The organism is Mycobacterium colombiense CECT 3035, assembly GCF_002105755.1.
Lineage (GTDB): Bacteria > Actinomycetota > Actinomycetes > Mycobacteriales > Mycobacteriaceae > Mycobacterium > Mycobacterium colombiense.
The window spans coordinates 4,119,804-4,146,668 of the sequence record NZ_CP020821.1; the positions used below are offsets into that span (position 1 = coordinate 4,119,804).

20 protein-coding genes and 2 pseudogenes are annotated in these 26,865 nt (G+C 68.4%); 12 read left to right on the plus strand and 10 right to left on the minus strand.

The window, feature by feature from the left end; translation table 11 throughout:
• Positions 1-179: 179 nt before the first annotated feature.
• Complete coding sequence (locus tag B9D87_RS19370) at positions 180-731, plus strand: hypothetical protein (RefSeq protein WP_080598496.1); 552 nt, start codon at positions 180-182, stop codon at positions 729-731.
• A gap of 376 nt (positions 732-1,107) precedes the next feature.
• On the opposite strand, the gene B9D87_RS27585 is transcribed toward B9D87_RS19370, so the two are convergent.
• On the minus strand, positions 1,108-1,461 hold the full coding sequence (locus tag B9D87_RS27585; RefSeq protein WP_052002412.1) for a hypothetical protein: 354 nt from the start codon (positions 1,459-1,461) through the stop codon (positions 1,108-1,110).
• A 726-nt stretch (positions 1,462-2,187) separates the two neighbouring features.
• On the opposite strand from B9D87_RS27585, the gene B9D87_RS27590 reads away from it, so the two are divergent.
• The 5 genes from B9D87_RS27590 to B9D87_RS19400 all read left to right on the plus strand — a co-directional run bounded on the left by B9D87_RS27590 (position 2,188) and on the right by B9D87_RS19400 (position 10,775).
• Entirely contained in the window at positions 2,188-2,889 is a 702-nt protein-coding gene (locus B9D87_RS27590; RefSeq protein WP_007769712.1) for a DUF5631 domain-containing protein, read from the plus strand.
• A gap of 177 nt (positions 2,890-3,066) precedes the next feature.
• Entirely contained in the window at positions 3,067-3,924 is an 858-nt protein-coding gene (locus B9D87_RS19385; protein WP_238553388.1) for a hypothetical protein, read from the plus strand.
• 276 nt (positions 3,925-4,200) lie between these two features.
• The gene (locus B9D87_RS19390; RefSeq protein ID WP_007769708.1) at positions 4,201-5,067 is read left to right on the plus strand and encodes a transglycosylase SLT domain-containing protein; all 867 of its coding nucleotides are present in this window, start codon (positions 4,201-4,203) and stop codon (positions 5,065-5,067) included.
• A gap of 2 nt (positions 5,068-5,069) precedes the next feature.
• Entirely contained in the window at positions 5,070-6,557 is a 1,488-nt protein-coding gene (gene eccB, locus B9D87_RS19395; protein WP_007769706.1) for a type VII secretion protein EccB, read from the plus strand.
• 3 nt (positions 6,558-6,560) lie between these two features.
• Positions 6,561-10,775: a type VII secretion protein EccC gene (locus B9D87_RS19400; RefSeq protein WP_007769704.1), complete on the plus strand. Its 4,215-nt coding sequence runs from the start codon at positions 6,561-6,563 to the stop codon at positions 10,773-10,775.
• Here B9D87_RS19400 and B9D87_RS19405 read toward each other — a convergent pair.
• Together B9D87_RS19405 and B9D87_RS19410 are read right to left on the minus strand one after the other, a co-directional pair.
• Positions 10,756-13,611, minus strand: coding sequence for an MMPL/RND family transporter (locus tag B9D87_RS19405; protein ID WP_040629628.1), 2,856 nt, complete (start codon positions 13,609-13,611; stop codon positions 10,756-10,758). The genes B9D87_RS19400 and B9D87_RS19405 overlap by 20 nt on opposite strands.
• The gene (locus tag B9D87_RS19410) at positions 13,604-13,984 is read right to left on the minus strand and encodes a hypothetical protein (protein WP_007769699.1); all 381 of its coding nucleotides are present in this window, start codon (positions 13,982-13,984) and stop codon (positions 13,604-13,606) included. The genes B9D87_RS19405 and B9D87_RS19410 overlap by 8 nt, the downstream gene beginning before the upstream one ends.
• 133 nt (positions 13,985-14,117) lie before the next feature.
• Between B9D87_RS19410 and B9D87_RS19415 the strand changes: the two genes are divergently transcribed.
• Together B9D87_RS19415 and B9D87_RS19420 are read left to right on the plus strand one after the other, a co-directional pair.
• Entirely contained in the window at positions 14,118-15,335 is a 1,218-nt protein-coding gene (locus B9D87_RS19415; protein WP_007769697.1) for a sensor histidine kinase, read from the plus strand.
• Entirely contained in the window at positions 15,317-15,997 is a 681-nt protein-coding gene (locus B9D87_RS19420) for a response regulator transcription factor (protein WP_007769696.1), read from the plus strand. Before B9D87_RS19415 ends, B9D87_RS19420 begins: the two co-directional genes overlap by 19 nt.
• Positions 15,998-16,001: 4 nt before the next feature.
• On the opposite strand, the gene B9D87_RS19425 is transcribed toward B9D87_RS19420, so the two are convergent.
• From B9D87_RS19425 to B9D87_RS19445, 5 genes and pseudogenes are all read right to left on the minus strand, one after another.
• The gene (locus B9D87_RS19425; RefSeq protein ID WP_040629525.1) at positions 16,002-16,262 is read right to left on the minus strand and encodes a hypothetical protein; all 261 of its coding nucleotides are present in this window, start codon (positions 16,260-16,262) and stop codon (positions 16,002-16,004) included.
• A 184-nt stretch (positions 16,263-16,446) separates the two neighbouring features.
• A complete protein-coding gene (locus tag B9D87_RS19430) occupies positions 16,447-17,796 on the minus strand; it encodes an aromatic ring-hydroxylating oxygenase subunit alpha (protein WP_007769689.1) in 1,350 nt (449 codons plus the stop codon).
• Between the two features lie 11 nt (positions 17,797-17,807).
• Positions 17,808-19,580: an N-acyl-D-amino-acid deacylase family protein gene (locus B9D87_RS19435; RefSeq protein ID WP_007769688.1), complete on the minus strand. Its 1,773-nt coding sequence runs from the start codon at positions 19,578-19,580 to the stop codon at positions 17,808-17,810.
• A gap of 130 nt (positions 19,581-19,710) precedes the next feature.
• A pseudogene (locus tag B9D87_RS19440) lies at positions 19,711-20,846 on the minus strand (phosphotransferase).
• A 101-nt stretch (positions 20,847-20,947) separates the two neighbouring features.
• Entirely contained in the window at positions 20,948-21,568 is a 621-nt protein-coding gene (locus tag B9D87_RS19445; RefSeq protein WP_040629626.1) for a TetR/AcrR family transcriptional regulator, read from the minus strand.
• A 125-nt stretch (positions 21,569-21,693) separates the two neighbouring features.
• Between B9D87_RS19445 and B9D87_RS19450 the strand changes: the two genes are divergently transcribed.
• Together B9D87_RS19450 and B9D87_RS19455 are read left to right on the plus strand one after the other, a co-directional pair.
• Positions 21,694-22,830, plus strand: a complete 1,137-nt coding sequence (locus B9D87_RS19450) for an Rv3169 family protein (RefSeq protein ID WP_007769682.1) — start codon at positions 21,694-21,696, stop codon at positions 22,828-22,830.
• Positions 22,827-23,911: pseudogene (locus tag B9D87_RS19455) on the plus strand (phosphotransferase family protein). Before B9D87_RS19450 ends, B9D87_RS19455 begins: the two are co-directional and overlap by 4 nt.
• Here the strand turns inward: B9D87_RS19455 and B9D87_RS19460 are convergent.
• Together B9D87_RS19460 and B9D87_RS19465 are read right to left on the minus strand one after the other, a co-directional pair.
• Entirely contained in the window at positions 23,912-24,355 is a 444-nt protein-coding gene (locus B9D87_RS19460; RefSeq protein ID WP_052002428.1) for an ATP-binding protein, read from the minus strand.
• Between the two features lie 59 nt (positions 24,356-24,414).
• Positions 24,415-24,792, minus strand: a complete 378-nt coding sequence (locus tag B9D87_RS19465) for an STAS domain-containing protein (RefSeq protein WP_007769678.1) — start codon at positions 24,790-24,792, stop codon at positions 24,415-24,417.
• 356 nt (positions 24,793-25,148) lie between these two features.
• Between B9D87_RS19465 and B9D87_RS19470 the strand changes: the two genes are divergently transcribed.
• A complete protein-coding gene (locus B9D87_RS19470) occupies positions 25,149-26,291 on the plus strand; it encodes a catalase family peroxidase (RefSeq protein ID WP_007769676.1) in 1,143 nt (380 codons plus the stop codon).
• Positions 26,288-26,860 carry a cytochrome b gene (locus tag B9D87_RS19475; RefSeq protein WP_007769673.1) on the plus strand — a complete coding sequence of 191 codons (573 nt, stop codon included), beginning with the start codon at positions 26,288-26,290 and terminating at the stop codon, positions 26,858-26,860. The genes B9D87_RS19470 and B9D87_RS19475 overlap by 4 nt, the downstream gene beginning before the upstream one ends.
• The last annotated feature ends 5 nt before the right edge of the window (positions 26,861-26,865 follow it).

Sequence of the window (26,865 nt, forward strand, 5' to 3'; positions counted from 1 at the left end):
GCAGCCGAGGCTCGCGAACTTGACGACATCCGCGCCATGAACAGTCGCGGGCAGACTAAGTTCGCGCCGGTGTATGAGAACTAACGACGCGCGGTGAATTGCTTGGCTTCGGGTTGCCTGCTCCACTATTGATTGGAGGGCAAGGTAGTGCACATGGGCTCGCACACTAAGGAGGAGATATGGCGGGAGACCTGCCTTCGGGCCATGGTGACAGGCCGTCTGTTCCGCCGCCCACTGGTAGTTGGCCGCTACCACCGCTCCCGAATCCAGCCTCTCGTCCACGCCCATGGTTGGCGATCGCGGTAGCCGTCACGGCCGCCGTGGCAGTCGCGGCGTTGGTCGTAGCCCTGACACGGCCGGCGGCTTCAAACCCGTCAGCGACCACCACCACGCCGCCTTCCCATACACCGGCGGAGACCGCCGCAGCGCAACAGCGGCTCTGCGAGACCTACAAGCTGGCAGCGCGGGCCGTACAAGTTGACACCAATGGCAGCGATAAAGCATTCGCGCGCATCGCGCTTACGAATTCCGCCAGCCTGCTGTTCAACGTATCGAATGATCCAGCTCTGGACGAGCAACACCGTAGCGCGGCTCAGGCTCTAGCGACGGCATACCTGACAGACACCGCGAAAAGCAGCGAGGGAGCGGCTACCGAGGCCGAATTTCAAGAGGCAGTTGCCGATGTGAACGCCAAGGATGCCGCAATGAAAAAGGTATGCGGTGGCGGTTGATCTTCCACCTGGCACATGGACTGCTGCGCTGATCGGACCGTGGTGGCCAGCACCATCGGTTGCTCTACGCACTGGTGCACAACAGTGGAGCCAAGCATGCGGGGAGCAGCAGCTTTATTCACAGACGTTGCGCACGCAATGGACGTTATTGGCAGCGCATAACCAGGGACATACTGCAGACGATCTGATAGACCGGTTCCAGAAGGGCGAAAAGTTCCACCTCGACCTCGCGGAGAAGTATCAGACTAAGGCGGCAGCCTTCAATTCCGGCGCTGACGCAATCGATTATCTGCGAAGCAGATTGTCGGACATAGCGAATACGGGCAACAAAGAGATCAACGACATCCTCGCATCAAAGAAGCTGCCTCCGGAGAAGTTAGCGGAAATACAGGCTGTCCAAGCGCGCTGCAACGCCGATGCTGCAAATGCCAGCCGCGACGCGCTCGACAAGATAATGGCGGCGACGCAAAAGATTCTCGATGCTGAAGGCATTGGTGGTAACGCCCGGAGCTGGGCGCAAGCAAATGGGTTCGACGTTCGCGACGGCAAAGCTCCGAAACCGATCAGTCAGCAGGAGTTGAATTCGGCAGGTGACGGTGTAGGCAGCGTTAATCGCGGTGGCGGTGGCGGTGGCGGTGGCGGTGGCGGTGGTGCCGAGGGGCCTCAACCACCGCCGGCGGCGGGCGTCGTCAACAGAGGAGGCGGTGGAACCAACCCAGGCGGCGTCCACGGTGCGGCGGGGCAGCAGGCGGTTCCCGCAGCAGGCGGTTCTAACTGGAATGGTGGCGGGCCGTTGCCAGGCGCACAGCCCGCGGCGCCGACCGGTCCGTCGGTGACCGGCGGTGGCGGAACCGTATCGCCGGGGATGCCAGGCGTGCACGGCGGCGGTGGGGCGCCAGTGTCACCGGTCGGTCTGGGTCAAGGCGGCCAGCCCGGATTAGGGCAAGCTTTCACGTCCGGTTTGGCGACTGGGCAGACGACGGGGCCTGGCGGGCAAGCGTTTACGGCGGGGCCGCTACAAGCGATGGAGGCCGGGGGACCCCAAACTCCTCAGGCGGCACCCGTGGGGACCCCGACCGTGCCCAGCGCGGGAGCATTCATCCCGACGGCTACACCGGTCGACGCACCCCCAGCAGCTTCCCCGGCGCCAGTGGCCACCGGCGGCGGCAGTTCAGTTGCGCCGGTAATGACCGGCACGTCGTGGTCGTCCTCCGCGCCGTCTATCGGTGGCGGTTCGTCGATTCCCTCGGGGTCGTTGCCCGCCTATGGTTCCGACCTGCGTCCGCCGGTGGTGGCGCCGCCGTCCGTGCCTTCTGCGCCGGCCGGTCCCGTCTCGGGTGCACCCGTAGCTTCTTCGCCGGCATCATCCCCATCCGCGGGTGGCCCACTTGTCTCTCCGGTGGAGCGGACAGCTTCCGGGGCCGCCGCGAGCCAGGCCGGTGCGGGATCATCAACGATGGCCGGCGCATCGGCAGCGTCCGCGGCAGCAGGCGCGACCGCCGGCACGGTGTCCGCCCGGACGGCCGAACAACAGCGGTTACAGCGGCTTGTCGATGCGGTGGCCCGTCAGGAGCCGCGGCTATCGTGGGCGGCGGGATTGCGCGACGACGGCACCACGACACTGCTGGTCACCGACCTCGCGGGCGGGTGGATTCCGCCGCACGTCCGGTTGCCCGCCCACGTGAGCCTGCTTGAGCCGTCGGCACGACGCCATGACGCCAACGTGGTGGATTTGCTCGGCGCCATCACGGTCGCGGCTGCCCACCACGCCAACACGTATGTGGCCGAGCCAGGCCCCGACGAACCCGCACTGAGCGGCGATCGGCCTGCCCGCTCCGCCGCGCCTCCAGTCGACGAGCTCGGGCCCACCCTGGTTGACGCCGTGCGTCGCCGGGACGGCCTTCCTCGTATCGCACAAGCCGTCGCGGCCCCCGCGGTGCGACAAACGGGCGTCCTCGAGAGCGAGACCGCGATGCTGCGTGAATGTGTAGCGGAAATTCAGGACTCCGTGCTGACTGCTTATCCCAACCACGACCCAGCGGCTGTCGGGGATTGGATGCTTCTAGCGGCCATCGAGGCGCTGATTGACGGACACGAATACCTCGCGAACTATCACCTCGCGTGGTTTGACGCCGTAAGCCACCGGATGAGTTCGTAGCGCGGGTCCGCAGTCATCGGGTGACTACCGCATTCAATGTGTTGTGACAAAATGTGCAGTACGAGCGATCGGCGTCGCCGGTTTACATATTTGAGGCCTTGCGACAAGGGGTGGAGGTGACAGATCGTGGGCGGTGGAGTCCAAGCTAATATTCCGCTTTACGTCGGCGCGGGTAACATGCCCGAAGCACCGCTCCCAACGGCGAACCCCCCTCACCCACCCGGCACATCGATTGTGGACGGCGGTGGAGGCGCGTTAACCGGCGTCGGAAACGCCGGCGTCCCCAAAGACGCAGCCGACGCAGCCGCGGCCGACGCGGATCGTCGGGCCCACGCTGCTGACGCCGCGGCAAAGTTTCCCGCCAACGAGGCCAACAGCCAGCAGGATATGCAGGCGATCCAGCAGATGCTGCAGAGCGTCACCGGCGCGCTCGGCGGCGCCATCGGCGGCGTCATGGGACCGCTGACGCAGCTCCCTCAACAGGCGATGCAGGCCGGTCAAAGCGCACTCCAGCCGCTGATGAGCGCGGTGCAGGGCGGCGCGCACGGCGCCGGACTCGCCAACGACGCGCACCTGGTCGACAGCGTCGGCAGCGGCGGCGGCTCGGGACTGGGCGGCGGCGCCGGCGGTGGTGGTGCTGGGCTCGGCGGTGGCGGAACCACCCCGGCCAGCTCGCTGGGCCCGCCGCCCGTGCCCACGTCGTCCCCGCCGACCACCCCGGCGGCCGCGAAGGCGGCCATGATGCCGCCGACCGGTGGAATGCCGGCCATGCCCGGGCAATCAGGCATGACCGGGATGCCGATGATGCCGCCGGGTGCGATGGGCCACGGCGGCGAAGGCGGAAAGAAGGACAGCCCGGTCGAGAAGCGGGTGATGGCTCCAGGTGTGCCCAACGGGCAACCGATCAAGGGCCGCTTGACTATTCCGCCGAGCGCCCCGGGCAGCAAATCCGGCGAAGCGAAGCCGACCGTGGTCACCAATAGGCCCAACCGCCGGATCGTGATCATGCCGTCCGAGGACGAGCCGAAGGAATAGCCGGCCAAACCACCCAGCCCTTCGAAGGGTGAGTGGTCGGGCAGTTCGGCCGGCAGTAGTGTCGCTACGTAATCGCGGCCGGACCGATCCCAAATGTGCGGGTCAAATTGGGTTGTCCGTTATTGACAGCAGAACTGTCGATGCGTGCATGCTATTGGTACGTCTGCAGCGACCGCGGAAATACGCGGCCAGGAGGGTGTGGGAGTACGAGCGCGAAGTGTCCGGCAAGGATGCGGCGCCGCGAGGGCGCATAAATGGATCAGGGCGGGGAAGCCGGTGACCGATCCCCTCAGAGTGCAAGCGGTCGCGGCGCTGTCGCGCGCCCACAATCTGTTCCGCCTAGCCACCGCCGGCGACGGTATCGGCGACGCACCGGCGCGGACGCAGACACACGCCGAGGCGCTGACGCGCGGCGGCGTAGGGCTACCCGACGCCGCGGCAGCACGGTCGGGCGCCTCGATAACGCGTCTAACCCGGCTGGCCCACGCTGACCGGACGCTGGGACAGGTGATCTCCGCGGCGCGCGCCGATCACGTCCGCGGCCACCTGGCGACGCGGGCAACCTTGGACGCCGCCTTGACCGACACGACCCCGGCCGTCGATACCCCCATGGGCCGCCGCGAGGCCGCCGCCCGGATGGCGGCGCGGCTGCGGGCTCAACACCGACATGTCGCCGGATCACGCCGCCGGGCAAGGATGCTCGCGCGCAGGCTGCGACGCTTGCACTACCTACGAGGGCGGCAGATGCACAACACTCAGGCCGGCGGACGCGCCGCGGTGCTGGCCGCAATCCGTAAAGCGTTGGACATCAAAGGTATTCATGACCCGGCAGCGCGCGCTCGCTGGGAACGCGGCATGGACCTGGTGGCCCGGCGCGAGTCCAACTACAACGCAAACGCGGTCAACGACTGGGACTCCAACGCGGCGCGGGGCACACCGAGCAAGGGCGCCTGGCAATTCATCGCGCCGACGTTCGCGGCGTATCACCAGCCGGGAACCTCGCGCGACATTCACAATCTGGTGGCTCAGGCGTGCGCGTTCATCAACTACGCGATGGGCCGCTACGGGGTGGCCGTCGACGCGTCGAATCTAGCCGATCGGATTCAGCAGGCCGATCCCCACCGAGCACCCAAGGGGTACTGAGCATGCCGCTGAGTTTGTCTAACCGCGACCAGAACTCCGGGCACCTGTTCTACAACCGTCGGTTGCGCGCGGCGACCACCCGCTTCTCGGTCCGCATGAAACACGACGACCGCAAGCAGACCGCCGCGCTGGTGTTGTCGGTCCTCCTGGTGGCCATCGCTAGCGGCTGGATGCTGCTGCTGAATGTGCTGAAACCGACTGGCATCGTGGGTGATTCGGCGATCATCGGCGACCGCGATTCCGGGGCGCTCTACGCGAAGATCGACGGCCGGCTCTACCCGGTGCTGAATTTGACGTCCGCGCGGCTGGCGACCGGCACGGCGAATCAGCCGACATGGGTGAAGCCCGCTGAGATAGCGAAGTATCCGACCGGCCCGCTGGTCGGCATCCCGGGTGCGCCGGCGGCGATGCCCGTCCATCGGGGTGCGACGTCGGCGTGGGCGGTGTGCGACACGGCCGGGCGACCCCGCAGCCCCGAACGGCCGGTGGTGACCTCGATCGCCGGCGTGCTCGACGGCTTCGACCGCGCCACACCGCTCAGCGACGACGCCGGGGTGCTGGTCACCTTCGAAGGCAACACCTTCGTGATCTGGGGCGGCAAGCGCTCGCAGATCGACCCGACGAACAGGGCGATCACGCTGAGCCTCGGACTCGACCCGGGAGTCACACTGCCGGTGGAGATTTCACGGGCCCTCTACGACGCGCTGCCCGCCACCGAACCGCTCGGCGTCCCCGCGGTGCCCCTGGCGGGCACGCCGTCGACGTGGGTGTCGGGCTCACAGGTGGGCGCGGTGTTGCAGGCCCAGACCGCCAGCGGCGGCAAGCAGTTCTATGTGCTGTTGCCCGACGGCGTCCAAAAAGTCACCAGCTTCGTCGCCGACCTGTTGCGCAGCGCCAACTCCTACGGCGCGACGGCGCCCCGCGTGGTGACGCCCGACGTGTTGGTCAACATCCCCGAGGTGTCCTCGCTCGCGGTGGACTACTACCCGACCAAGCGCCTGAATTTCATTGACACGGCGGCCGATCCGACCACCTGCGTGGGGTGGGAGAAGGGCTCGACGGACCCGCAGGCTCGCGTCGTGGTATACAACGGGCGCGGATTGCCCACGCCGTCGTACCTGGACAACCGGATCGTGCACCTGGTGCGTGACGACCGCGACCCGGCCTCGGTGGTCGCCAACCAGGTGCTGGTGTTGCCGGGCGCGGCGAATTTCGTGACGTCGACCAGCGGCGTGGTCACCTCCGACTCCCGGGAATCGTTGTTCTGGGTTTCCGACAACGGGGTGCGGTTCGGCATCACCAACGACGACACGACGTTGCGCGCGCTCGGGCTCGACCCGGGTTCGGCGGTGCAGGCGCCCTGGCCGCTGCTGCGGACGTTCGCCGCGGGCCCGGCACTGTCAAGGGAGGCAGCGCTTTTGGCGCGGGACACCGTCCCGGCGCTCGGCAAGGTGGCTGTGGTGACGACATCGGCGAAGCCGGGAGGCTAGAGAATGTCCAAGAAAGCGTTCCCCATCAACCGCGTCAAGATCGAGCCGCCGAAACCGGTTCGGGTCGCACCCAGTGCGCCGATCGCGCTGCCGGAACGCGAGCCGCGCAACATCTGGGTGATGATCGGTGTGCCGGCGCTGATCGTCGCGCTGATCGGCACCATTGTCATGCTCTACGTGTCGGGCGTGCGCAGCCTGACCACCGGCTTCTTCCCGCTGATGGGCATCGGTGCCTTCAGCATGCTGGCTTTCTCCGGCCGCTTCGGCCGCGCCCGCAAGATCACCTGGGGCGAAATGGAAAAGGGCCGTCGCCGCTACCTGCGTGACCTGGACAGCAACCGCGACGAGATCCAGACCGCGGTGTGCGCGCAGCGCGAATGGCAGAACTCCGTGCACTCCGACCCGCGCGGGCTCGGCGCCATCATCGGCGGGCCGCGGATGTGGGAGCGCGGGCGCGGCGACGCGGACTTCCTGGAGGTGCGGCTCGGCACGGGCGTGCAGCACGCACCGGACTCGGTGCTGTCGGTGACCTGGCCCGACATCGCCTCCGATGAGGAGCTCGAGCCCGTCACCGGGCAGGCACTGCGCGATTTCATCTTGGAGCAGCGCAAGATTCGCGATATCGCCAAGGTGGTCAACCTGCGCTCGGCGCCCGGGTTCAGCTTCGTCGGCGAGGACCTCGACCGGCTGCGGTCGCTGATGCGCTCGGTGTTGTGCTCCCTCGCGGTCTTCCACAACCCGCGCGACGTGAAGCTGTTGGTGGTGACCCGCAACCCCGAGGTGTGGTCGTGGATCGTTTGGCTGCCGCACAACCTGCACGACGAACTCTTCGACGCCTGCGGTTTCCGGCGCCTGGTCTTCGCCACACCCGAGGAACTCGAAGAGACCCTCGGCGCCGAACTACACATGAAGGGCAAGCGGGGCGCCTGGACGCCGTTGGCGGCGGCCAGCCCCACCGCGATGGGCTCCACCCTGGAAACCGGTACCGACACCGTCGATCTGGGCCCGCACCTGGTGATCGTCGACGACAACACCGGCAGCCCCGACGCGTGGGAGAGCGTGGTCGGCCAGGTCGGCAAGGCGGGAATCACCCTGCTGCGCATCGCGTCCCGGATCGGCACCGGCGTGGGCTTCGCCGACGACCAGGTGTTCGACCTCAGCGAGCGCCACAGCTCACCCGGCGGCTCGCCCAATGGCCAAGTCACCTTGCACCGCAACGGCTCCGACGCCGACGGCGAAGACAACCGCCCGGCGCCGCTGCTGCGGGTCCGCAACAAGTTCTTCGCCCACGCCGACCAGCTGTCCGTGCACCGCGCGTATCGGTACGCGCGGGCGATGGCGCGCTGGTCACCGACCAGCCGCAGCGAGATCGCCGACTCGGTCAGCGGCGCAACCGAACTGCTGCGCGCCCTGGGCATCAGCGACCCCCGCGACCTGGACGTCGACCGGCTGTGGGCCGAACGTCGCGGCCGCGGTGACGAGCGCTGGTGCGAGGTCCCGGTCGGCGCCAAACCCAACGGCGAACTGCAGAACATCACCATCCGCGCCAAGGACTTCGGCGGCTTCGGGTTCCACTCCGTGGTCATCGGAACCAGTGGTTCGGGTAAGTCGGAGTTCTTCCTGTCCCTGGTCTACGGCATCGCGCTGACCCACTCCCCGGAAACGTTCAACGTGATCTTCGTCGACATGAAGTTCGAGTCGGCGGCCCAAGACATCCTGGGCATCCCGCACGTGGTGGCCGCGCTGTCCAACCTCGGCAAGGACGAACGACACCTGGCCGAGCGGATGCGCAGGGTCATCGACGGCGAGATCAAGCAGCGCTACGAGTTGTTCACCTCGGTGGGTGCCCGGGACGCCAACGACTACGAGGAGATCCGGCTGGCCGGCCGCGATCTGCCGCCGGTGCCGGTACTGCTCGTCATCGTCGACGAGTACCTGGAACTGTTCGCCAACCACGAGAAGTGGATCAACCTCATCATCCACATCGGCCAGGAGGGCCGCGGCGCCAACGTCTTCTTCATGTTGGGTGGGCAGCGGCTGGACCTGTCCTCGCTGCAAAAGGTGAAGTCCAACATCGCCTTCCGCATCGCGCTGCGCGCCGAGTCCGGTGACGACAGCCGCGAGGTGATCGGCTCGGACGCCGCCTACCATCTGCCGTCCAAGGAAAACGGCTTCGGTCTGCTCAAGGTGGGGCCCCGCGACCTGGAGCCGTTCCGGTGCTTCTACCTGTCGGCCCCGTTCGTGGTGCCGAAGACCAAGGAGGTCGCCACCACCGTCGACATGACGCTGACCAAGCCGCGGCTGTACAACTGGCAGTTCCAGCCGCTGGACGCCTCGGACGCCACCGCATTGGAGGCCGCGGCGGCCGTCGACGCCGAGCCCGACGAATTCCTTTACTACGACGACGGTTTCAAGCGCAAGAAGATCGTCGACGTGCTGCGGGAGTCGCTGCACAGCGTGCCGCACCGCTCACCGCGCCGGCCGTGGCTGGAGCCGCTGGAGGAGCCCGAGTCCATCGACGCCCTGGTCGCCGGATACCGCGGCAAGCCCTGGCACGTCGACTATGGGCAAAACTCCGGCCTGATGTTCCCGGTCGGTGTCATGGACATTCCGGAAGAGTCCAAGCAGATCGTGCATGCGGTGGATGCGTTGCGCAGCAACGTGATCGTGGTGGGGGCCAAGCAGCGCGGCAAGACCACCACGCTGATGACGCTGATGTGTTCGGCGGCCGCGATGTACAGCCCGTCGCGCGTGACGTTCTTCTGCATCGGCGGGGCTACCCTCGCCCAGGCCGCCTCGCTGCCGCACGTCACCGACATCGTGTCGCCCAAGGACGCCGAGGGCATCGAGCGGATCCTGAGCAGCATGGACGCCTTGATCGATGCGCGGGAGGATTCGTTCCGGCGCCTCAAGATCGACCTCGACGGCTTCCGTGAACGACGGTTCGCGCCGGGCAGCGACGGCCTGGGCGGCACCGACGCCAACGACCCGTTCGGCGACGTCTTCGTGGTGGTCGACGACTACGACGACCTGTACTCGAAGGACACCGTGCTCGGTGACCGCATCATCTCGTTGAGCAGTCGTGGGCCCGAATACGGGGTGCACGTGATGTGCAGCGCCGGCGGCTGGATTCACGGGCAGCGGCAGAGCCTGCTGCAAAACGCCACGGCGCGAATCCAATTGCGATTGGCCGATCCCAGCGAGAGCCAGATGGGCCACTCGTCGCTCGAATCGCGCGACGCCGCGCGGCGAACACTGAACCGGCCCGGCTTCGGCCTGACCGACAGCCTGCACGAGCTGCGCGTGGGCGTGCCGGCGCTGACCGACCCGGCCACCGGTGCGATGGTCAGCATCGTCGACGTCGGCGCGCGCATCGCGGACGTCGCCGGCGTGACCAAACACGCCACCCTGCAGCGACTCCCGCAGCGGGCCGCGCTGAAGGCGATCCTGGAGTACGAGGCCGCGCACCCCAGCGTCGACGACCTCTCGATCAGCTTCGCGATCGGCGAGCGGCACGAACTGGGCCCGGTGCCGATCAAGCTGCGCGAGAGCCCCGGATTGATGATCTTGGGACGGCAGGGCTGCGGAAAGACCATGTCGCTGGTCGCCATTGGTGAGGCGATCATGAACCGGTTCAGTCCCGAAGAGGCGCAGCTGACGCTGATCGACCCCAAGACCGCGCCGCACGGTCTGCGCGACCTGCACGGGCCCGGCTACGTGAGCGCCTACGCCTATGACCAGGACGAGATCGACGAGGTGATCACCGCGCTGGCACAGCAGGTCCTGCTGCCGCGGCTGCCTCCGAAAGGCCTGAGCCAGGAGGAGTTGCGCGCGCTCAAGCCGTGGGAGGGCCCGCGACACTTCGTGCTCATCGACGACATCCAGGACCTGCGTCCGGACCAGAGCTACCCGCCCAAGCCGCCGGTGGGCGCGGCGCTGTGGAAGCTGATGGAGCGTGCGCGGCAGATCGGCCTGCACGTCTTCACCACCCGCAACAGCGCGAACTGGGCGACGCTGCAGATGGATCCGTGGATGCGGTTCCAGAACTCGGCGAAAGTGGCCCAGCTCTATATGGATAACGATCCGCAGAACCGGATCAACCGCAACGTGCGGGCACAGACCTTGCCGCCCGGGCGCGGCCTGCTGGTCAGCGTCGACGGCGACGTCGAAGGCGTGCTGGTCGGCCTGCCCTCGACGGTCACACCGCCGCAGCAGTAACCAGTTGCGGCTCAGCCGTTTTCAGCGCCGGCGTGACGACCCGGCGGGGCAGCGGGTTCGGCCACCAGAACCAGCGGCCCAGCAGCGCCACGATGGACGGCACGACGAAGGCCCGCACCACGAGGGTGTCGAGCAACAACCCGACGGCGATCGTGGTGCCGATCTGGGCGATGCTGAGCACGCTGCTACTCAGCAGCGCCAGCATGGTCAGCCCGAAGATAACGCCGGCGACGGTGACCACCCCGCCGGTTGCGCCGAAGGCCCGGATGATGCCGGTCTTCAGACCGGCCACCGCTTCCTGTTTGATGCGCAGCGCCAGCAGCAGGTTGTAATCCGCGCCGACGGCGATCAGCGCGATGAAGGCGATCGGCGCCACGGCCCAGTGCAGGTCGTGATGCAGCAGATGCTGCCAAATCAGCACGCTGGCACCGACGGCCGAAGCGTACGAGGTGACGACGGTCCCGACGACGACCAATCCCGCGACCGGGCTGCGCAACATGGCGGTGACGATCAGGAAGATGAGGACCAGCGCGGCGCCCACCAACAGCTCGGTGTCCTCGGCGACAAAGCGTTGCAGGTCGGCGGTCACCGGGCCCACCCCGGCGAGGTCGACCTCGGTCGGTGTCAGGGTGCCCTCCTTGGTGGCCTCCTTGATCGCGGCGCGCACCTGGTCGGCCCGCCGGGCGCCGTCGGCACCCCACTCCGAGCCGTCGCCGTAGACCAACAGGTAAGCGGCGCGGCCGTTCTCGGAGATCAGGTGGCGCAGCGCGGTGGTGTACCGAGGGTCGGTCAGCGCCCGCTGCGGCATGTAGAAGTCCGCGGCGGCGCTGCCCTGAAACTGCGTCGCAATCTCGTTCAGGTAGTCGGTCAACTGGTGCATTTGCGGCCCGAGCGTGTCGGACAGGCTCAGCAGGTCACGCGTCGCCGAACGCGCCCGCCCCAACGCGTCTTTCATCGACGACACGCTGTGTGGCAGGGTGGCCATCGCGGTGGCGGCCGTGCTCGACCCGGCGGTGAGCTTCGCGGTGCCCGAACCCAGGAGCGCCGACGTCTGCACCAGGCTGTCGACGGGCACCAGCACGCGGTCCACCGTCGAGCAGATGGGATTGGTCGCGCAATCGGGTGTCCGGCCGACGAAGTCGCGCAATGGGTCGAGGTAGCCCGACACCGTCGTGACGTTGCGCTGCAGCCCGTCCATCCCGGCCCGCATGTCCTGCGCGGCGCCGGACACGTCTGCCAATCCGGTACTGCCTCCGCGCAATCCGTCGCCCAACCCGTCGACCGCGAGCTGGGTCTGCGCCAGCGCGCCGTCCAGCTCGGAAACCCGCTTGAGGCGCTGGGTCAGCGAATCCATCGTGTCGCCGAACTGGCGGCCGAGGACGCCGGCCTGGTAGCTCAGGGTGGCCTGTTCGGGCACCTTCCCGTCGGGCCGGCTGGCGGACTGCACCGCCCGCACACCCGGGACGGCCATGATGTGGCGGGTGATGCGCTCGATGGCGATCAGTCCGGCCGGGTTGCGCAGGTCGTGGTCGGCCTGGACGGCGACCACATCGGGCAGCAGAGCGTTGGCCGCGAAATGCCGGTCGGCGCTCGCATAGCCACGGTTGGAGTCGGTGGAGGACGGGGTGGCGGCCGGTTCGTTGAAGCCGACCCGCATGCTGAGCAGCGGCAGCGCGACGAGCAGGGTCAGCGCCAGCGCGGTGATCAGGACCGGGCCGGGCCAGCGTGCCACCGTCGTGCCGACGCGGCGCCAGCGCCGCGCGGTGGTGGACGGCCGCGGCTCCAGGTACCCGCGGCGGATCGCCAGCTTCATCAGCGCGGGTGTGAGGGTCAGCGCGGCCACCATGGTCGCGAGAATCCCGATGGCGCAGGGCAACCCGGCGCTGCGGAACGAGCCCACCTTCGCGAACACCAGGCACGCCAGCGCCACCGATACCGTCAGCGCCGATCCGATCACCACCGGCGCGATGGAACGGTAGGCCTGCGTCAGCGCCTGGGCCGGCTCGACGCCGCGGCGCCGGCCCTCGTGGTAGCGGCCCACCAGGAAGATCGCGTAGTCGGTGCCGGCCCCGAGAGTCATGGCCGCCATGAGGGCCACCGAAAACAACGACACCTCAACGACATTGGCCTGGCCCAGGGCGGCGACGACGGCGCGGGCCAGGGCCAGCGCGAGTCCGACCGAGATCAGCGGGATCGCCGCCGCGACCGGCGATCGATAGACGAGCAGCAACAGCAGCAGGATGAGGCCGATGGTGGCGGCGGTGATGCCGAGCATCTGGCGGTCGATCGCGGAGAATTCGTCGACGATCGTGGCGCCCGGGCCCGTGACATGGACTTGCAGGCCCGCCGGGGGTGAGAGTTTGTGGACGGTGCCGCGCACGGCGTTCACCGAGTCGCGCGCCTGCGCGGTGCCGAGCATGCCGGCCAGCCGCACCATCACGCTGACCGCCTTGCCGTCCGAACTCTGCGCACCGGCGGCGGTGGCCGGCTGTGACCACAGGTCGGTCACCGCGTACACGTGCCGCTGATCCGAACCGAGCGCTGTCGTCAGCGCGTCGTAGAACCGGCGGTCCTGCGGCGCCAGCCGCGGATCACGTTCCAGCACAACGTAGACGAAGTTGTTGCTGGGCGTCTGGTTGAACAGCTCGGCGGCCCGTGCCGCGGCCACGGCGCTGGGCGCGCCCGGGGGCATGAAGGACCGGGCGTGGGAGTCGACGACGCGCTCCAGTTGCGGCACAGCCAGATTCGTGACGCCCGCCGCCAGCACCCAGAGGCCGACGATGAGAGCCGCGTACCGGGTGGTCAGGCGCGCGAGGCTGCCCATCCGGTCATGCAACGGTCTGCCGATCACTGGTGGGCCCGCCGAACAGGCCGACGGCCACGTGCTCACCGCGCGTGACCGAGCGCACGCGCAACGACCGGCGGGTGCCGATTTTCACCAACGCGTGCAGCCCGGGTTCGGCAGCGGCCAGATCTGCGCGCACCTGTTCGGCCGACGCGCCCTCGTGCGCCGCCTGATCCAGCTTGGCCACCAGCATGGTGATCCAGCGCTGACCGAGCGATAGCATCAGGCCCTCCTCGTCGCCGAAGAGCTCGGCCACCTCGGATGAGTTGTGGATCAACGCAAGTGCCGCCTCGGGGTCCGTCTCGGCGGCCTTGATCACCTCGGCCATGAAGGCCATGCGGTCGTGCAGCAGTGTCCATGTCATGACTCGACGTTAGGAAAGCGGCCACCCACCGCGCGTCGTGCCGAAGTGCAGTCTTTGCCTCCTACCACGGGCGGAGACGGCTACCGACCGCGGGAGGATGTGACGAGGCGCCGAGCTCTTCTAGGATTGGACGATGTTGCACGCCGCAGCGAATCGCCTGCGGGAACACCTTCGCCGGCGCGGCGAGCTGATTCCCGTCGGTCTCACCTGGGCGGCGCTGATCTCCGTCGACGCCGCCCTCGTGCTCGGCGGCGTGATCGGGACGTTGCAGCGACCCGCCGCGGACCTGCCCGTGTCGCTGACCGCGTTCGCCATAGCCCTGTCGCCCTCGTTCGCGTTCATCGTCTTCAACATGAAGATGACCCCGGGGCCGTTGTGGGCGACCTGGTTGGCCTCCTCCGCGCTGACCATGTTCGGTACGTCGGCGCCGATCCACGCCGATTTCGCACCGGCGCTACTCGTCCTGATGGTCTTGGTCGTCGCGACATTGGCCTCGGTGCTGGGCGGCCTGCTTGCGGCGGCGTCGGCTGCGGTGCTATTGCTTGCCGCGTCCGCGCTGCACCGGCTCGACACGGTGGTGCTGTATCTGGGCTTTATCGCGGTGGGCTGGCTGCTCGGTTACCTGATGCGCACCCAGCGGCTGCTGTTGGCCGAGCAGATCGCGGCGCAGGAGATGCTGGCCGAACACGCCGCCGCCGACGAACGGCGGCGCATCGCCCGCGAGGTGCACGACGTCATCGCCCATTCGTTGAGCATCACCCTGCTGCACGTGACCGGCGCCCGGCGCGCACTGCAGCAGGACCGCGACGTCGATGACGCGGTCGAGGCGCTTGAACAGGCCGAACGGCTGGGCCGCCAGGCGATGGCCGACATCCGGCGTACGGTCGGGCTGCTCGACAACTGGCCCACCAAGTCCGCGCAGACCACGCCCGAACCCGGAATCGACGACATCGCAGCCCTTGTCGACGGGTTCCAGCGGGCCGGCCTGGCCGTCGGGCTGTGCGTCGAGGGACCCACCGACCACGTGTCGGCCGCGCTAGGCCTCGCGCTGTACCGCATCACCCAGGAGTCGCTGGCCAACATCGCCAAGCACGCGCCGGAGTCGAAAGCCGGTGTGGTGTTGGATATTTCGCCGGTCTCGGCGCGGCTGGCCATCACCAATCTGCTCCCCGCGGCGGTGATGGCCGCGCCATCGCCCGAAGGCCGCGGCTTGCGCGGCATGCGCCAGCGCGTCGAGCTGCTCGGCGGGGCCATCGACGCCGGCCCCACCCGCGACGGCTGGTCGGTGTGCGCCGAAATCCCACTGCAGGAAGGCGATACGGCCTGGCGCCCATGGTGGTGCAAGGCATGATCCCGGATCACTCGGCGACGCCCGAGATCACCGTGCTGCTCGTCGACGATCAGGACCTGGTGCGGTCGGGCCTGCGCCGGATCCTGCGCCGCAAGGACGGTTTCGTCGTCGTCGCGGAATGCGCCGACGGCGACGAGGTGCCCGCGGCGGTGGCCGAGCACCGGCCCGACGTCGTCGTGATGGATCTGCGGATGCGCCGCGTCGACGGCATCGAGGCGACGCGCAGGCTCGGCGGGCGGCCGCCGGTGCTCGTGTTGACCACCTTCAACGAGGATGAGCTGTTGTCGGGGGCGCTGCGCGCCGGCGCGGCCGGCTTCGTGCTCAAGGACTCGTCGGCCGAGGAGCTGATCCGCGCGGTACGCGCGGTCGCGCGGGGCGACAGCTATCTCGATCCCGCGGTGACCTCGCGCGTGCTGACCACGTACCGTAAGGCCGCTCCCGGCCCGCGCGGCACCGCGATCGGCGAGTTGACCACCCGCGAGCTCGACGTGCTGACGTTGATCGGTCAGGGCCTGTCGAACACGGAAATCGCCGATCGACTGTGCATCTCCGGCGTCACGGTCAAGAGCCACATCGGGCGGATCTTCGGGAAGCTCGACCTGCGCGACCGGGCCGCCGCGATCGTCTACGCGTACGACAACGGCATCGTCGCGCCGCGCTGACGACCTACAGGGGTGCGGACTGCTCCGCGAGGTTCAGCAGCAGGTAGGCCATGCACACCAGGAAGTTCAGCACCACCATGACCAGGCCCGCGAACATCAGCGAGCGGGCGCCGCGCTGCTTGAGCCGCTTGTAGCGCGCGGCACGCAATTCGCGGTCGAGCCGGATCGCGATCAACGCGAAGTTCACGTTCATCAGCTCGTGGGCGCCCAGCGGCGCGCCCTCCAGCATCTGCCGCAACCGTTCCGGTGCCGTTCGAACACCCACCCGTTCGAAGCTGTGGCACAGACGTAGCGCCCGCCGTCGGCGGAGCGTTTCATAGGGCAGCCGAAGCCGCCGCGCAAGTTGCCCTCGATCGTCCCCCCAGGGGTAAGACGGGGTCATCACAAGCGGGATTCTAAATCGCTCGGCGCCAATTTCGCGCTGTGAACACGAATTATGTTGCGACATATCACTTCGGCGCACCGCCGCTCATTTGCTGGGACGTGGGCAACTCGAGGTAGCGCTCCAGGTTGCGATGCATGTTGATCACGCGTCGTTCCTCGCTGGACAACACCAGGTGCGTGAAGCCGGGTTGATGCATGCCGCGTTGCAAGCCGGGAAGCACCGCGATGTCCTGCGTGAGCACCACCCCCGGCTCGGCCGCATCGGCGGCCATGCGGACGTCGGTCGGCTTGGCGCGCGGCGCGCCCGGCGGCATGCGCGTCATCAAGAACATGATCAGCTCGCCCTTGTCGGGGGAGGGCTCGGGGGCGGGCCGCGAGCACATGACGGTCAGGTGGTCGGCGTTGGTCAGAAGCGTCATGTTAGGAAACACGTTGTACTGGTGCAATCGGGTCATCCGATCGGTATCAGCCCAGTTGAGATCGACACCGCGGCTCGCGGCGAAGGCACGGGTTCGTTCGGCGATCAGGTCGGCGACCGTCTGGCCGGCCCGGCGTTCGTCGGCGGGGAAAGGCGTGCCCTCGGCCGCACCCATCAGCGCCCCCTGCGTGTACACGTAGGCGTTCCACACCTCTTCGTCGGACACCGAGCCCCCGAAGCGTGGGCTTGGCACACCGTAGGGCTGATCCGACTTTCCGGTATGGCCCCAAATCCGTTGCGGCGCATGGATATCGTCGACACATCGCAGCAGTTCGGGATGCAGGGTCTGGATGTGGTAGGTCTCGCTGTATCCGTCGGCGATCGTCTTCCAGTTGGCGTCGACCTCCACGGTGAGCGTGGCGTAGCAGCGGAAATCCTCCAGGTGGCACCAGGCGATGTCGTCGGGCACCGCCTCCAGGTATTCGGCCAACGACACCGCGCCCGGGTCGAGGTTGACGAAGACGAGCCCGGCCCAGGTGTCGACGCGAGCCGGTATCAGCGGAAAGTCGGACATCCGCAGCGAGCCGAAGCCCTTCCGGTTGGGCACCCGCTTGAGCGCGCCGGCCAGGTCCCACGTCCATCCGTGATAGCCGCACTTGAGTTCGCGCAGGCCCGAGCCGGATCCGGTGCACAGCGAATTGCCGCGATGCCGGCAGACGTTCTGGAACGCGCGGAGCGCCCCGTCGTCGTCCCGGACGATCAGCACACCGTAAGGGCCGCAGCGGTATTCGAAATAGTCACCGGGTTCCGCGACATGATCGACCATGCAGGCCAGTTGCCACACCCGCGGCCACATCCGCTGCGTCTCGAGCGCGGCGAAGGCGGGGGAGTAGTAGCGCTCGGCGGGCACCAGCGTCGGGTTGTCCGGCGGGGTGCCGATGGCGTCCTCCTGGACGTGTGAGCGGGTCCGCGCCGGGTTGCCGGCCGCCGTTGCCATCGGGGGACTTCTCAGCGCGCTCCGCGGACCAGACGTCCGGGACGGGCGCCGGTGTCGACGTCGTTGCGGCGGGTCACCGTCCCGCTGACGATGGTCGCGGCATAACCGCTGGCGCCCTGCAGGATTCGGTTCCCGCCGGCGGGCAGGTCGAATGCCATCGCCGCCGGGTGCAGGGTCAGGGCGTCCAGGTCGATGACGTTGATGTCGGCCTTCTTGCCGGGCTCGATGGTGCCGCGATCGGTGAGGCCGAACAGGTGTGCGGTGTCGCGGGATTGCTTGCGGATCACGTACTCCAGCGACAGCTTCTCGCCGCGGTGCCGGTCGCGCGCCCAGTGGGTGAGCAGGAACGTCGGGTAGGACGCATCACAGATCATCCCGCAGTGGGCGCCGCCGTCGGAGAGTCCGAGTACGCCCGCTGGGTGCAGCATCATCTCGCGGATCGCGTCGTGGTTGCCGTCGGCGTAGTTGAACAACGGCAGCATCAACATGTTGGTCGCGTCGGCCTCCAGCATCAGGTCGTACAGCGTGGACAGCGGGTCCTCGCCGCGGGCCTTCGCGATGGCCGCGACGGTGCGGTCCGGAGTCGGCTCGTAGTCGGGCGGGTTGCCGAGCGCATACAGCCGGCCGAGCGAGTGCTGCACCAACGCGAACATCCCGTCGAACAGCAAGGTGGGGTCGACGGGCAGGTCGTCCTCGGCCAGGATCGCGGCCTTCACCGCCGGGTCGGCCAGCCGCTGCGCGAGCTCGTCGCGGCCGCACTCGGCCGCCAGCCGGCGGTAGGTCGGCCGGTGGCTGAATCCGTGATGCCCCTGGAAGCCGATCATCATGCCGAACGGCCGCGCGGCGATCTGCGGGTGCAGCCGGGCGCCCGCCGCGTGCGCGTCCGCGGACAGGTCCAGCATCTCGCGCCACAGCTTCGGATCGGCGTCCACCTGAATCAGGGCGAAGGATACCGGCCGGTCGATCTCGGCGCTGAGTCGCCGCATCCAGTCCAGTTCCTTTTTCGGACCGATGATGTCCTCGCCGGCGGCCCCCTGCGGCGCCAGCTCGAACACCGCCTGGCCGCCGGCCGCCATGGCGCGGCCGAGGCCGAACAGCTCTTCCTCGGCCGCGAAGGTGCCGGGCACCGGTTCGCCGTCCATCGCGCGGTGGCCCATCGTGCGCGACGTGGAGAAGCCGAGCGCCCCGGCCTCGATTGCCTCACGAACGAGCCGGCCCATCGCCTCGATGTCCTCGGGGGTGGCCGGTTCGTTGCGGGCCCCGCGCTCGCCCATCGCGTAGGCGCGGACGGCGCCGTGCGCGACCTGGCTGCCGACGTCGACGGAGAACTTCTGCTTGCCGACCGCGTCGAGGTACTCGGGGTAGGTCTCCCAGCCCCAGGTGATGCCCTCGGTCAGCGCGGTGCCGGGGATGTCCTCGACGCCCTCCATCAGCTCGATCAGCCACTGCTCGCTGCCGGGCCGCACGGGCGCGAAGCCGACGCCGCAGTTGCCGGTCACGATCGTGGTCACGCCGTGGCCGCTGGACGGCTCCAGCAGGCTGTCCCAGCTGACCTGGCCGTCGTAGTGGGTGTGGATGTCGACGAAGCCGGGGGCCACCACACGCCCTGTGGCATCGATGGTTTCGGCCGCTGGTGCCGTTTCGAAGTCGCTCATCGCGGGGCCGGCGGCGCCGCGCCGCACGACGTCGACGATCTTGCCGTCTTTGATGCCGATGTCGGCCGGGTAGCGTTGCGCGCCCGTCCCGTCGACGACGGTTCCACCGATGATCTTGAGGTCGAACATGAGGCTCCTCTTCGCCGCCGGGGGCTGTCTCTGGAGGGCTGAGCCGTAAGGCGCGCAGCATTTCGCTACGGTAGGTAGCGTAACTCGTGGCGCGGCGAAGGCAATAGCCTCAGCGGAATTGGGGCGGGGCCTACAGGGAGCTCTTCAGGGCGGCGACGGTTTCCAGATCGTCGAGCGCCGCGACGCCGCGGCGCAGCCCCTCCATCGCGATGTCTTCGACCTGCATTCCGCCCATGCCGGTGGTGATCAGCGGGGCGACGTAGGCGTACAGCGCGCCCTGGCGGAACCGCAGCCACAGGTCGTCGCGATCCAACTCCGGGCCCCGGCCGCGGCCAGCGCCCGCCGGTAGTCGTCGAGCAGTTCGCGCTGATTGGCCCGGCGGTCCTCGGGGGTCAGGCTGGTGATCAGCGTGTACGCCAGCTCGCGCGAGGGGTGTCCCCTGCGCACCGCCTGCCAGTCCAGCAGACCGGCCTTGCCGCCGTGGAAGTACATGTTCCCCGGGTGGGCGTCGCCATGCATGACGGTGTGCGGGGGAGTGTCGATGACTGCGGCGACGGCGCGGTAGTTGTCGGCGATGAACCCGCCGGCGTCGACGGGCAGCGTCGTGCGCTCGGCGAGCCGCTTGATCGAGGCGTGCATCAGCGAACCGGTCAGCAGCGACGTGACGTCGCCGGACGGGGTGTAGAGCCAGCCCATCGGACCGCGTCCGTCGCGCGGCAGGCGGCCCCAGAAGGTGGCGTGCAGATCGGCCAGCAGCTCGATGATCAGGCTGGCCTGGTCGGCCGACAGCGGGTGCAGGGTGTCCGGGAACTCGCACGACTCCGCCGGGAGGTCCTCCAGGACCAGCAGGTATCGGCCGGTCGCGGCGTCGAACGCCGCGCCGTAGCAGTACGGGACACCGATGACCTGCGGCGCGAGCTCACGATAGAACCGCACCTCGGTCTGGCCGAGGCGGCCGAGCTCGCCCATCAGCCGGGTGGCGGCGGTCTGCGCCGCGACCTTGACGAACACCGATTCGGGGACGTCCTTGCCGGTCAGGACCAGCCGGCCGCGCGAGGAGGTGCCCGCGTCCCTGCTCAGGACGCGGATTGAGCGAACGGTGGTTCCCATGACGCGGGATAGGACCGCCGGGTCGATGTCGTCGACCGTCCGCGGTAAGCCGAACCGGCCGCCCACCACCGCGTCGGTGGCCACCCGGCCCACGCCGCGGCCCAGGTGAGCGGCCAGGCCGAGGACAGAGAACGCTTGTCCCACAGGGTTTTTCATGTCCATCCATCCTGATTTGCCAGCCGGCCGAGGTGCTGCGCTTTAACACCGGTGGCGTCGGACAAAACCAACTGAACGTCTGGACATCAGACAATATACGATTATTGTCTGATCTGTGGCACCAGGGCCCTCACCACGAACTGCGCGACGAATTCTCGTTTGTCCGCGGCGGGGCGATATCGCCACGACGGAGCCAGTAAAAACAGGGTCGCGGTGTGCAGCCACTGGACGATCGACCGGAAATCGACGTCGGGGTAGAGCAACCCCGCCGCCTTCCACCGGTTCAGCAGCGGCCCGTAATGCCGCAGCAGCAGCTCCACGATGGGTTCGGAGCCCTTCTCGAGCGCCGAGGCCACCGCGGTGCTCTCGGCGGCGAACAACGCTTCGTTCAGCGCGTTGCCGTCCACCGACTCCACCCGGGCGAGCACCATCTCGGGCAGCGAGCGAACGGGGTCGTCGGGGGCGGGCAGGTTGCGTACCAACTCGGAGATCGCGGTGTCCACACGCGCCAGCATCAGGCCCAGCAGGACATCGTCGCGGGCGGGGAAATACCGGTACACCGTCGACCGGGACACCCCCGCCTCGTCGGCCACCTCGCCCATCCGGAACTGGGTGTTACCGCGCCGGACGATGCAGCGGCCCGCGGCGTCCAGGATGCGGTTGCGGGCCTCCTCGTCGTCGAGGATCGCGCGGTCGTCGCCCCACCGCCGGCTCGGTTCCATGGCGGCGATGTTACGGGATGCGTTGTGCTGCTTTGCTATCTGATGCGAACGGATTCCGGCGCGTCCGGCGTCAGCATTGAATCGCATTGCAGCACAAGAGCTTTGCCACGAAGAAAGGCCGAACGATGGGTTACTCCGCCGCGGACGAATCTTTTACCCACCAGCTTCCGACGACGTTCGACCAGGTGCACGACACCGACCCGACGTGGTCGGACCGGTGCTACTTCTTCGCCGCCTCACCGGACGGCACCATGCTGCTGGCCAGCGGCTACGGCAATAACCCGAACACCGGCAGCGGGCTGGGTTACGTGAAGGTCAGCCTCGCCGACGGCCGGCACTGGGATCTGTTGTCCGGGCGCCCGGTCAGCGGCGGCGACCGCGGTGACCTGGCCGCGGGGCCGATGCGCTGGACCTGCGTCGAGCCGCTGAAGAAGTGGCGACTGGACATCGAGCCCAACAACTCCGGAATCGAGTGGGAGCTCTATTACGAGCCCACCGCGCCGATGTGGGAGTTGCTGCCGATGAAAGTGCATGGAAACGACGGCGAATTGCTCGCCGACATGTACCACATGAAAGAGCCGGGCCGGTGGAGCGGATGGGTGCAGATCGACGGGGAGCGCATCAGCGTCGACGGCTTCCACGGCGGCCGCGACCGCACCTTCGGGGTGCGGATCTCCGACAAGATCGACTTCTGGTTGTGGCTCGACGCCGGCTTCGGTGACCACGCCATCGAGGCCTGGATCATCGAATCGTCCGACGGCACGGTCAATTACGTCGACGGCGGCATCACGCACGCCGACGGCACCCTGTCGAAACGATTCGTCAAGATCGAGCACGAGGTCGAATTCGACGGCGACCGCAAGCGGCCCACCCGCGCCGTCCTCGTCTTCACCGACGAGGACGGCCGCGCCCATCGGGTGATCGCCGAGGCGCCGCATCTGGAGGTCAACGCCTACTACGGCCTGCCGATGGCGCACTGCCAATACGAGGACCTGGGTGGCGGCGAGTACTTCATCCATTTCGCCTGGGACAGTTGCGATCCCGAGCAGCTCGCCGAGACCGAGGGCAAATCGATGGCCGTCGACCAGCTGATGCGGTTCGAGCGCGACGGCGACACCGGTTGGGGCATCTTCGAATTGCTGCTCGGCGGGCAGGGCTATCGCCGCTACCCCAACTGGACCGCGATGGACATGTCCGCCTTCACCCAGGACAAGACGCCGGTCGATCGGCTGCCCGCGGACGCCGACGGGGGTGGCCGATGACGCTGGGCGCCGGGCTGGAACAACGGCTGAGCGGCTGGTTGCGCACGCAGCTGCCGGGCGCGGACGACGTCCGCCTCGACGGCATCGATCGGGTGAGCTTTGGGCACTCGGCCGAGATGATGACACTGGGAGTCGTCACCCGGAGCGGCGGCCGCGACGATCGCCGAGACGTCGTGTTGAGGCTGCGCCCCGACCGCCCGCGCTGCTGGAGCCCTACGACCTCGCGCGCCAGTTCACGATCCTGCGCGCCCTGGCCGATACGCCGGTGCGCGCCCCGCGGGCGCTGTGGCTCGAGCCGACCGGCGACGTCCTCGGCAGGCCGTTCTTCGTGATGGAGCGGGTCGCCGGCGACGTCTACGAAATGGAACCGCCGGCCGGCGTCGCGGACGACGCGGTGGCGCGGATGTGTCGGAGCCTGGTCGAACAGCTGGCCGCGATCCACACCGTCGACCTCGGCCGCACCGGGCTGGACGCCCTCGACGACGGCACCAACCACCTCGACCGCGAACTCCGGCACTGGGCCGACGAGATGAACCGGGTCAAGCGCGGTCGCCTGCCCGCCCTGGAACGGCTGCACCGGGAATTGGTCGCCCGCAGGCCGGCGCCGTGCCCGAGGGTCACGCTGGTGCACGGCGACGCGAAACCGGGCAACTTCGCGTTCAGCGGCGGCGTGGTCAGCGCCGTCTTCGATTGGGAGATGACGACGGTCGGTGACCCGCTCACCGACGTCGGCTGGCTGGAGATGCTGTGGATGCAGCCGGTCGGGATCAACAGCCACCCCGCGGCGCTGCCCATCGATGACCTGCTCGCGCACTACGAGTCGGTTAGCGGCATCGCGGTCACGAACCGGCCCTGGTATCGGGCGCTCAATGCTTTCAAAATGGCCGTCATCTGCCTCATCGGCGCGATGCTGGTCGAGGACGGCCACAGCGACGATCAAAAACTGGTGCTGGCGGCCTACGGCACCGCGCTGCTGACCGGCGCCGGGCTCACCGAACTCGGGATCGACGAATCCCTGGACGACGGGCCGGTGCTGCCGCGCGAGGAACGCATCCAGCAGGTGCTGGCGCAGTCGGGCTGATCAGGCGCTACAGCCCGGACCCGCCAGGCCGCTCCAGGTCAGCGTGACGCGGGTGCCCTGCGCCGTGCGGTCGATGGCGACGTCGTCGGCCAGGGCCTCCATCAGCGGGATGCCGCGGCCGCGCATCTGCTGCCGGTACTGGACCGGCTTCTTCTGCCGCCACCGGCCGCGGTCGTCGACGATCACCGCCAGCGTGTCCGAGTCGCCGTCGTAGGCCGCTCGCACGTCGACCGTCCCGCGCTCCGCGGAGTCGACGTAGGCGAATTCCGCGGCGTTGGCGATCGCCTCGTTCACGGCCAGCAGCAGGTCGTTGAAGCGGTCGTCGTCAAGCGAGAAATACCGTTCGAGCCACACCCCGAACTCGGCGCGGGCCCGCGCAGCGCTGCGCGCGTCGGCGGCCACCCGGGTCCGCACGAAGCGGGATCGATCGTCGATGTTCGACACGTTCTGCGGCGGATCAGGGTGTCCCATCGTCTTCAGTCGCGTCCTCACCCCGTCGAGGCTCACTCACCAGCGAGGCCGCTCAGCGCACCGTCGAGGGTGCTGTAGAGCGAGAGCACGCTGTCGATTCCCATGAGTTTGATCGGCCGGCTGGTGGCCGAGCCGTTGGCGACCACGGCGAACTGCGTCGGCGGCTCGATCTCCGCCTGCGCGGTCACCAGCACGGTCATCCCGGCCGAGGCCAGGAAACCGACCTTGGACAGGTCAACGATCAGCGCCGCGGGCTTGGTGGCCAGCGCGGTCTGAATGGCATCCGCCAGCAGCGGCGAGCTGAGCATGTCGACCTCGCCGGAGACGGTCAGCACGACCGCCTGATCTACCTGGTGTTTGCCCACTTCAAAAGCGGTCGGATCGACGAAGTCGCCGGATTGTTCGCCCATGGTCTATCACTCACATTCGGTCCCGGGTGGGACACAGCTAGCTTCGAAAACAGCAACTGCCATACCGGAGGCTGTTGATTCAACCCTCGGGAACACGCTTGCCTACGGGGGAGACGCACCCCGTCGATCTGCGCTACTGAATGCAGATACAGATACAAGTGTTTAGCCAATGGTAGGACACGCGGCGTAGCACGCTCAAAACGCTGAACGTTTTCGGGCGCCGCGACGTGGTCCTGACGTGCATGACGGCCGGCGCAGAAGTTGCACGGGGTTTTGGCCCGTGCGTGAATTGCCTCCAGCGGTTTCGTTCTCAGCCCGCATGGCGTGGCCTGCGCAAACGCGAAGGAGGGTGGGCCGTGGAACCCGGTGATCGCGGCGTTGGACAACACGGTGACGAGCGGCCCGACGACCCCGCGGAGCCCGCGCCGCCGCCGTCGCAATTCGGCGCGCTGAATCGGCGACGGGCGCTACTGGGCATGGGGGCGGTCGCCGGAGTCGCCGCCGTCGACGTGGGCGGCTTCGCCTATGCCGGCGGCTGGTTGCGCCCCGGCGCGCTGACCCCGCCCCGGTTCACGGATCGCTTCGAGCACGTCTACGGCCGCCATGACGGCTTCCGGCGAAACCACGCCAAGGGCCTGAGCGCGACCGGAACGTTCGTCAGCAGCGGGGCGGCCGCGGCGATTTGCCGGGCCGCGGTCTTCCGGCGCGGCAGCGTCCCGTTGATGGGCCGGTTCTCGCTGTCCGGTGGGCTGCCGGACCAGCCCGACAAGCTGGACACCGTGCGCGGACTGGGGCTGTTGTTCGACGGGCCCGACGGCCGGCAGTGGCGCACCGCGATGATCAACATCCCGGTCTTCCCGGACAGCACGCCCCAGGGGTTCTACGACCGGTTGCTCGCATCCAAGCCGGTGCCGTCCACGGGCAAGCCCGACCCGCAGCAGATGGCGGCGTTCCTGCAACGCCATCCCGAGACCGCCGCGGCCATGCGCCTCATCAAGCAGGCGCCGCCGAGCACCGGTTTCGCCGACAGCACCTTCCACGGGCTGAACGCCTTCCGGTTCACCAACGGCGCCGGTGCGACGGTGCCGGTGCGCTGGTCGGCGATCCCGCAGCAGGGCCCCGACGTCACGGCGCCGCCGCCGGCCAAGGATTACTTGTTCGACGCCGTCATCCGCACGCTCGCACACGCGCCGCTGAGCTGGCGGCTGGTGCTGACCGTCGGCGAGCCGGGCGATCCGACCCACGACGCCACCAAACCCTGGCCGGCTGGGCGCCGGGCGATCGACGCCGGCACGATCACCATCTCCGCGGTCCAGACCGAGGAGGCCGGCAACGCGCGCGACATCAACTTCGATCCTTTGGTGCTGCCCGACGGCATCGCGGCCTCCGACGACCCGCTGCTGGCGGCGCGGTCGGCCGTGTACGCCCGTTCATTCACCCGCCGCGCGGAGGAGCCCAAAACGGCCAGCGCGGTCAACGTCGACGCGGTGCTGCAATGACGCCGGGGCCCGTCGCGGCGCGGTTCACCCTGCCGTCGCGCGTTCTGCACTGGCTGATGGCGCCGATGGTCATCGCGCAGCTGCTGATCGGCGTGACCATGGTCGCCGCGCTGAGCTACTACCCGCTGTTGCTGGCCATCCATCGGCCGCTGGGCCTGCTGATCCTCGCCTTCGCCCTGGTCCGGCTGGCGAACCGGCTCACGCACCGGCCGCCGGCTTTCCTGGCCACCATGAGCAAGGCCGAACGCCGCGTCGCGACGTGGTCGGAGTACCTGCTCTACGGCCTGCTGCTGGTGCAGCCCCTGACGGGGTGGGCCATGCTGTCGGCGGCGCGGTTCCCGATCACCCTGTTCGGGCCGCTGGCGCTGCCCGGCATCGCGCCGCGCAACATCGACGTTTTCGCGGTGCTCCGGGAGTGCCACAACGCCTTCGCGCTGCTGCTCTTCCTGGCGTTTACCGCCCATATGACGGCGGTACTCTTCCACACGCTCGTCCTGCGTGACCGGCTGCTGGACCGCATGGCGCTGTGGCGCAGCAGGGCCGGCGCCGGGCAGCCGGACCGGGGCTGAGACCA

Bases quoted from the DNA above. Each gene is read 5' to 3' on its own strand.
- B9D87_RS19370 (WP_080598496.1), top strand. From the start codon at position 180: ATGGCGGGAGACCTGCCTTCGGGCCATGGTGACAGGCCGTCTGTTCCG.
- B9D87_RS27590 (WP_007769712.1), top strand. From the start codon at position 2,188: ATGGCCGGCGCATCGGCAGCGTCCGCGGCAGCAGGCGCGACCGCCGGC.
- B9D87_RS19385 (WP_238553388.1), top strand. From the start codon at position 3,067: ATGCCCGAAGCACCGCTCCCAACGGCGAACCCCCCTCACCCACCCGGC.
- eccB (WP_007769706.1), top strand. From the start codon at position 5,070: ATGCCGCTGAGTTTGTCTAACCGCGACCAGAACTCCGGGCACCTGTTC.
- B9D87_RS19400 (WP_007769704.1), top strand. From the start codon at position 6,561: ATGTCCAAGAAAGCGTTCCCCATCAACCGCGTCAAGATCGAGCCGCCG.
- B9D87_RS19410 (WP_007769699.1), bottom strand. From the start codon at position 13,984: ATGACATGGACACTGCTGCACGACCGCATGGCCTTCATGGCCGAGGTG.
- B9D87_RS19415 (WP_007769697.1), top strand. From the start codon at position 14,118: ATGTTGCACGCCGCAGCGAATCGCCTGCGGGAACACCTTCGCCGGCGC.
- B9D87_RS19420 (WP_007769696.1), top strand. From the start codon at position 15,317: ATGGTGGTGCAAGGCATGATCCCGGATCACTCGGCGACGCCCGAGATC.
- B9D87_RS19430 (WP_007769689.1), bottom strand. From the start codon at position 17,796: ATGGCAACGGCGGCCGGCAACCCGGCGCGGACCCGCTCACACGTCCAG.
- B9D87_RS19435 (WP_007769688.1), bottom strand. From the start codon at position 19,580: ATGTTCGACCTCAAGATCATCGGTGGAACCGTCGTCGACGGGACGGGC.
- B9D87_RS19445 (WP_040629626.1), bottom strand. From the start codon at position 21,568: ATGGAACCGAGCCGGCGGTGGGGCGACGACCGCGCGATCCTCGACGAC.
- B9D87_RS19450 (WP_007769682.1), top strand. From the start codon at position 21,694: ATGGGTTACTCCGCCGCGGACGAATCTTTTACCCACCAGCTTCCGACG.
- B9D87_RS19465 (WP_007769678.1), bottom strand. From the start codon at position 24,792: ATGGGCGAACAATCCGGCGACTTCGTCGATCCGACCGCTTTTGAAGTG.
- B9D87_RS19475 (WP_007769673.1), top strand. From the start codon at position 26,288: ATGACGCCGGGGCCCGTCGCGGCGCGGTTCACCCTGCCGTCGCGCGTT.